Raw genomic sequence first — 5,506 nt, 5'->3', positions numbered from 1 at the left:
GGTTCTGACGGCCCGCTGCCGGAAGACGAAGAAACGGCGCTGCGCATCGGTCGTGAAGTCGGCTACCCGGTGATCATCAAAGCCGCTGGCGGCGGTGGTGGTCGCGGCATGCGTGTGGTGCACAAAGAAGAAGACCTGATCGCCTCGGCGAAACTGACCCGCTCCGAAGCTGGCGCGGCGTTTGGTAACCCGATGGTCTATCTGGAAAAATTCCTGACCAACCCGCGCCACGTCGAAGTGCAAGTGCTGTCCGACGGCCAGGGCCACGCCATCCATCTGGGCGACCGCGATTGCTCGCTGCAACGTCGTCACCAGAAGGTTCTCGAAGAAGCACCGGCACCGGGCATCGACGAGAAAGCTCGCCAGGAAGTTCTGGCTCGCTGCGTCAAGGCGTGCATCGACATCGGCTACCGTGGCGCCGGCACTTTCGAGTTCCTGTACGAGAACGGCCGTTTCTACTTCATCGAAATGAACACCCGTGTTCAGGTGGAGCACCCGGTTTCGGAAATGGTCACCGGTATCGACATCGTCAAGGAGATGCTCAGCATCGCCGCTGGCAACAAGCTGTCGTTCACGCAGGATGACGTGGTTATCCGCGGTCACTCGCTGGAATGCCGGATCAACGCTGAAGACCCGAAAACCTTCATGCCGAGCCCGGGTACGGTCAAGCATTTCCACGCCCCAGGCGGCAACGGCGTTCGCGTCGATTCGCACCTGTACAGCGGGTATGCGGTTCCGCCGAACTACGACTCGCTGATCGGCAAGCTGATCACTTACGGCGCTACCCGCGACGAAGCCATGGCCCGCATGCGCAATGCCCTGGACGAAATCGTGGTTGACGGGATCAAGACCAACATCCCGCTGCACCGTGATCTGGTTCGTGATGAAGGCTTCTGCAAAGGCGGAGTCAACATCCACTACCTGGAACACAAGCTGGCCAGCGAACACTGATCAGCCCTGTGTAACACCCGAAAAGGCCGCGTACTGCGGCCTTTTCTCATTCTGCAAGGACGCAAAACATGACATTGAAAACCCGTTGCCAATCGATCGGCAGCGCCTTCGGCGAAGCCATGACCTGCCTGGCCCTGGCGTTACGCTCCAGCCTGCGCCCCGGCATTGTGATGCGCTCTAGCCTCCTGTGCCTGCTGGCCTTCGGCCTGTGGAGCTGGCTCTTCTACAACCACTTTGAATTGATCAGCATCGCTTCAGGCTACCTCTCCTTGTTCATCGTCGGTGGCGGCGCGGTGCTGGGTTTTATCCCCACCGGTGGCGGCCTGGGACTTGGCGGTGTAGGGGCCGGGGGCGGTTTTACCGGGGTCGCCAGCGGCGCCGGCGTCCTTGGCATGCTGTTGATCTATGCCGCCCTGCTGACACTGGCCGTGATTGTCTTGTTGTATCTCAGCCTGATTGTGCTGAGCATCCGCCTGGCCTTGCGCTGGGTGTTGATGGGCAGCCTGCGCCAACGCGCCCTGCAGCAATACCCACACTTGACTCAGCAGACTCGCGGCTCTGCGGAGCTGCTCAGCGGCGCACGCTACTTCGTCGCCCCGTGGCTGGGCCTGGGGATCGGCCCTCTTGTGTGTCTGTTGGTTCCCGTCATCAACGGTGCATTGCTGATCGTACTGCTGGCCTATCTGAACGTACGCTTCCTCACCGCCCCCGCACTCTCAGGCATCGCCAGTGGCAGCGAACAACTGCAAGCCGTCCGACAACAACGAGGCGCCATGATTTTCTTCGGCCTGCTAATCTTCCTCATCGCACTGGTGCCCGTCCTCAATCTGCTGGTCCCGGCGCTACTCGGTGCAGGTTCTTGCCATCTGGCCTATCGAGGGATGGAGCGCGCGCAAAGCCCGGCTGGCGCGGTCTGCGCACCTCAAGTAAGCTTGCCGCCCCTGTAAAGGTCCATTTTTCAGCGTCTTCGAGGTTCCACAATGCCCTGGTTACAAGTCCGTCTCGCCATCACTCCGCAACAGGCCGAGACCTACGAAGACGCGCTGCTTGAAGTCGGCGCCGTATCCGTGACCTTCATGGACGCCGAAGACCAGCCGATCTTCGAGCCGGAACTCAACACCACCCCGCTGTGGAAGCACACGCACCTGCTGGCGCTGTTCGAGGGCGGCACCGAGCCTGCGCCGGTCCTGGCCCATCTGGAACTGCTGACCGGCAGCCCGCTGCCCGAGCATCACAGCGAAGTCATCGAAGACCAGGACTGGGAACGCAGCTGGATGGACGGTTTCCAGCCGATGCGTTTCGGCCAGCGCCTGTGGATCGTCCCGAGCTGGCACGCCGCGCCTGAGCCCGACGCGGTGAACCTGCTGCTGGATCCGGGTCTGGCGTTCGGCACCGGCACTCATCCGACCACCGCGCTGTGCCTGGAATGGCTCGACGGTCAGGACCTGAAAGGCTGCAACGTGCTCGACTTCGGTTGCGGCTCGGGGATTCTGGCGATTGCCGCCCTGCTGCTCGGCGCCAAGGAAGCCGTTGGCACCGACATCGACGTGCAGGCGCTGGAAGCCTCGCGTGACAACGCCGGGCGCAACAACATCGCCGACGAGCTGTTCCCGCTGTACCTGCCGGAAGATCTGCCGCAGGTTCAGGCCGATGTGCTGGTTGCCAACATTCTGGCCGGCCCGCTGGTTTCACTGGCGCCGCAATTGACCAGCCTGGTCAAGTCCGGTGGACGCCTGGCCCTGTCGGGCATCCTCGCCGAACAAGGTGAAGAAGTCACGGCCGCGTACGCCCAGGACTTCGATCTCGACCCGATCGCCAATCGCGATGGCTGGGTGCGCATCACCGGCCGTCGGCGCTAGAATGGCCGACTGCATAATCCGGATCGCCGCATGACCGACAGTTTCGTCACCCAGTGCCCGCATTGCCAAACCAGTTTCCGCGTCAGCCATGCTCAATTGAGCGTGGCCCGCGGGGTGGTTCGTTGCGGCTCCTGCCTGCAAGTGTTCAACGCCGCCAAACAGCTGCTTGAGCAACACGCCGGCAAGGACGCGGTGACGCCGGTCGCCCCCTCAATTGTCGAGCCGACGCCGGTTGCACCGCCGCCGGTGGTGGAATCGCCCACTGTCGTAGAGCCACCCGCGCCGCGCGCCATCAGCCAAAAGCAGTGGAGCGCCTCGGAGCTGGATCTCGACAGCCTCGATCTGGACGAAGAACTCGCCCGGCTCGAACAACGGGAAATTCAGCCGACCACCGAATTCGGTCGCCCACGTGAAGACGCCTTGAGCGCCCGCCGTGACAGCGCCGAAGCCGATGAAACCGAGTGGCGCGACAGTCTGTTCAGCGCACGCGACGATGAGCATCTGCCCGAGGCCGAGCCAGAAGCCGAACCCGAGATCGTTGGACCCGAGCCGGCAAAAAGTACGCGCACCGAACCTTCGCTGTCGCTGGAACCGGTGGATCTGGATGACGAGCCAGCCATTCCGCAACTGCGCCTGCACGATCCGATCGATCCGAATGCCCGCCGCGAACACCTGTCGGCCAGCGACGAAGTCGACGACGACCTGCCTTCGATCGAACCGCCACGCAAAAAACGCGAGCGCGCAGAACCCGGCGTGCGCGCCGAAGTCCTGCAAGACCTGACCGACGATCCGCTGCAACTGGACTGGCAAAAACGCCGTTCGCCGTGGGGCCGCCGCCTGCTCTGGCTGTTATTGGTGCTGATTGCAGCGTTCGGCCTGGCGGCTCAGTACATTGCCTACCATTTCGATGAACTGGCGCGACAGGATCAGTACCGCCCATGGTTCCAGCAAGTCTGCCCGCAGATCGGTTGCACGGTGCCGTCCAAGGTCGACATCGCCAGAATCAAGAGCAGCAATCTGGTGGTGCGCAGTCATCCGGAGTTCAGCGGCGCGCTGGTGGTCGATGCGATCATCTATAACCGCGCAACTTTCTCGCAACCGTTTCCACTGCTGGAACTACGTTTCGCCGACCTCAACGGCCACTTGATCGCCAGTCGTCGCTTCAAACCCGGCGAATACCTCAGTGGCGATCTCGAAGGTCTGGCGGAGATGCCGCCGCAGACACCGATTCACATCGCGCTGGATATTCTTGATCCAGGCCAGAAAGCGGTGAATTACAGCCTCAGTTTTCACTCGCCCGAGTGAATCGCTTCACGCTTTTCAATTGACGGCAATTTTCTGACTTCGCGTGGCGCAACCAAACCGCTGGCGATAACAGAATAACTGTTCAGATTTTGTTCAATTCAGCCTTTATCCAGTCATCGAGAGCGGGTATCATGCCAACCCTTTTTCGAACTCTCATGATCCGGCCCCACTTCAGGGAAGTCCTATGTCGGCGGTACGCATCGGCCCATATACATTGCAGAACGGCTTGATTCTCGCCCCGATGGCGGGCGTCACCGATCAGCCCTTTCGTCAGCTGTGCAAGCGTCTGGGCGCAGGGCTTGTAGTCTCGGAAATGGTCACCAGTGACATGAGCCTGTGGAATACCCGCAAGTCGCGCATGCGCATGATCCACGAAGGCGATCCCGAGCCACGCTCGGTACAGATTGCCGGTGGCGACGCGCAGATGCTGGCGGATGCGGCCCGGGCCAACGTCGAACTGGGCGCACAGATTATTGATATCAACATGGGTTGCCCGGCCAAAAAGGTCTGCAATAAGGCTGCCGGCTCCGCGTTGTTGAAGGATGAAGCACTGGTGACCGAGATCCTGCAGGCCGTGGTGGCTGCGGTTGATGTGCCGGTCACCCTGAAGATCCGCACGGGCTGGGATCGCGACAACAAGAACGGCCTGACCGTGGCGAAGATCGCCGAACAGGCCGGGATCACCGCGCTGGCAGTGCATGGCCGCACGCGCGCCGATCTGTATACCGGTGAAGCCGAGTACGACACGATTGCCGCGATCAAGCAGGCCGTATCGATGCCGGTGTTTGCCAATGGCGATATCGATTCGCCGGAGAAGGCCCGCTACGTGCTCGACGCGACCGGTGCCGATGGCCTGTTGATAGGCCGAGCCGCCCAGGGGCGGCCATGGATTTTTCGCGAGATCGATCACTTCCTGCGTACCGGCGAGAAATTGCCGGCACCGGAGCTGATCGAGGTGGAACGCATTCTGCTAGAGCATCTGGCCGCACTTCACGCTTTTTATGGGGACGTGATGGGCGTGCGCATTGCTCGAAAGCATGTGGGCTGGTATCTCGCAACCTTGCCGGGCGCCAGGGAGTTTCGCGCCCGTTTCAATCGTTTGGATGGTACGGAAACACAATGCGCCAATGTTCGGGAGTTCTTCGCCGAGCATTACAAGAGCCTGACAGGGGACGATGAAGGGGTGGCCGCATGACGATGATGACCGAGACTTTAGTGAGTGGAACAACACCCGAGAGCGACAACGTGAATTTGAAACAGCACCTCAACACCCCGAGCGAAGAAGGCCAGACCCTTCGCGGGAGTGTCGAGAAGGCGCTGCACAATTATTTCGCCCACCTTGAGGGCGCGTCCGTCACGGACGTGTACAACCTGGTGCTAAATAATTGTGC

At 61.2% G+C, this 5,506-nt stretch carries 5 protein-coding genes and 1 pseudogene; all 6 read left to right on the top strand.

Annotated elements, in window-relative coordinates; genetic code table 11:
• On the top strand, positions 1-951 hold a 951-nt coding region (locus ACIONG_RS29665), incomplete at its 5' end, for an ATP-grasp domain-containing protein (RefSeq protein WP_401304515.1).
• A gap of 68 nt (positions 952-1,019) precedes the next feature.
• Complete coding sequence (locus ACIONG_RS29660) at positions 1,020-1,898, top strand: EI24 domain-containing protein (RefSeq protein WP_103306133.1); 879 nt, start codon at positions 1,020-1,022, stop codon at positions 1,896-1,898.
• Between the two features lie 33 nt (positions 1,899-1,931).
• On the top strand, positions 1,932-2,810 hold the full coding sequence (gene prmA, locus ACIONG_RS29655) for a 50S ribosomal protein L11 methyltransferase (RefSeq protein WP_401304512.1): 879 nt from the start codon (positions 1,932-1,934) through the stop codon (positions 2,808-2,810).
• Between the two features lie 30 nt (positions 2,811-2,840).
• Entirely contained in the window at positions 2,841-4,115 is a 1,275-nt protein-coding gene (locus ACIONG_RS29650) for a DUF3426 domain-containing protein (protein ID WP_401304509.1), read from the top strand.
• Between the two features lie 184 nt (positions 4,116-4,299).
• Positions 4,300-5,310 (top strand): tRNA dihydrouridine synthase DusB, encoded by a 1,011-nt coding sequence (dusB, locus tag ACIONG_RS29645; RefSeq protein WP_103306130.1) that lies wholly within the window; start codon positions 4,300-4,302, stop codon positions 5,308-5,310.
• Positions 5,307-5,506: pseudogene (locus tag ACIONG_RS29640) on the top strand (DNA-binding transcriptional regulator Fis); the annotation flags it as partial. The gene dusB and the pseudogene ACIONG_RS29640, both read left to right, overlap by 4 nt.

The organism is Pseudomonas sp. NPDC087817, from assembly GCF_044742875.1.
Taxonomy (GTDB): domain Bacteria; phylum Pseudomonadota; class Gammaproteobacteria; order Pseudomonadales; family Pseudomonadaceae; genus Aquipseudomonas.
Note: the sequence above shows the minus strand (reverse complement) of the source record. Positions and strands in the feature narration are given on the sequence as shown.

What these genes read in the sequence shown, in the direction of transcription:
- dusB (WP_103306130.1), top strand. Translation starts at nt 4,300, where the DNA reads ATGTCGGCGGTACGCATCGGCCCATATACATTGCAGAACGGCTTGATT.
- prmA (WP_401304512.1), top strand. Translation starts at nt 1,932, where the DNA reads ATGCCCTGGTTACAAGTCCGTCTCGCCATCACTCCGCAACAGGCCGAG.
- ACIONG_RS29660 (WP_103306133.1), top strand. Translation starts at nt 1,020, where the DNA reads ATGACATTGAAAACCCGTTGCCAATCGATCGGCAGCGCCTTCGGCGAA.
- ACIONG_RS29650 (WP_401304509.1), top strand. Translation starts at nt 2,841, where the DNA reads ATGACCGACAGTTTCGTCACCCAGTGCCCGCATTGCCAAACCAGTTTC.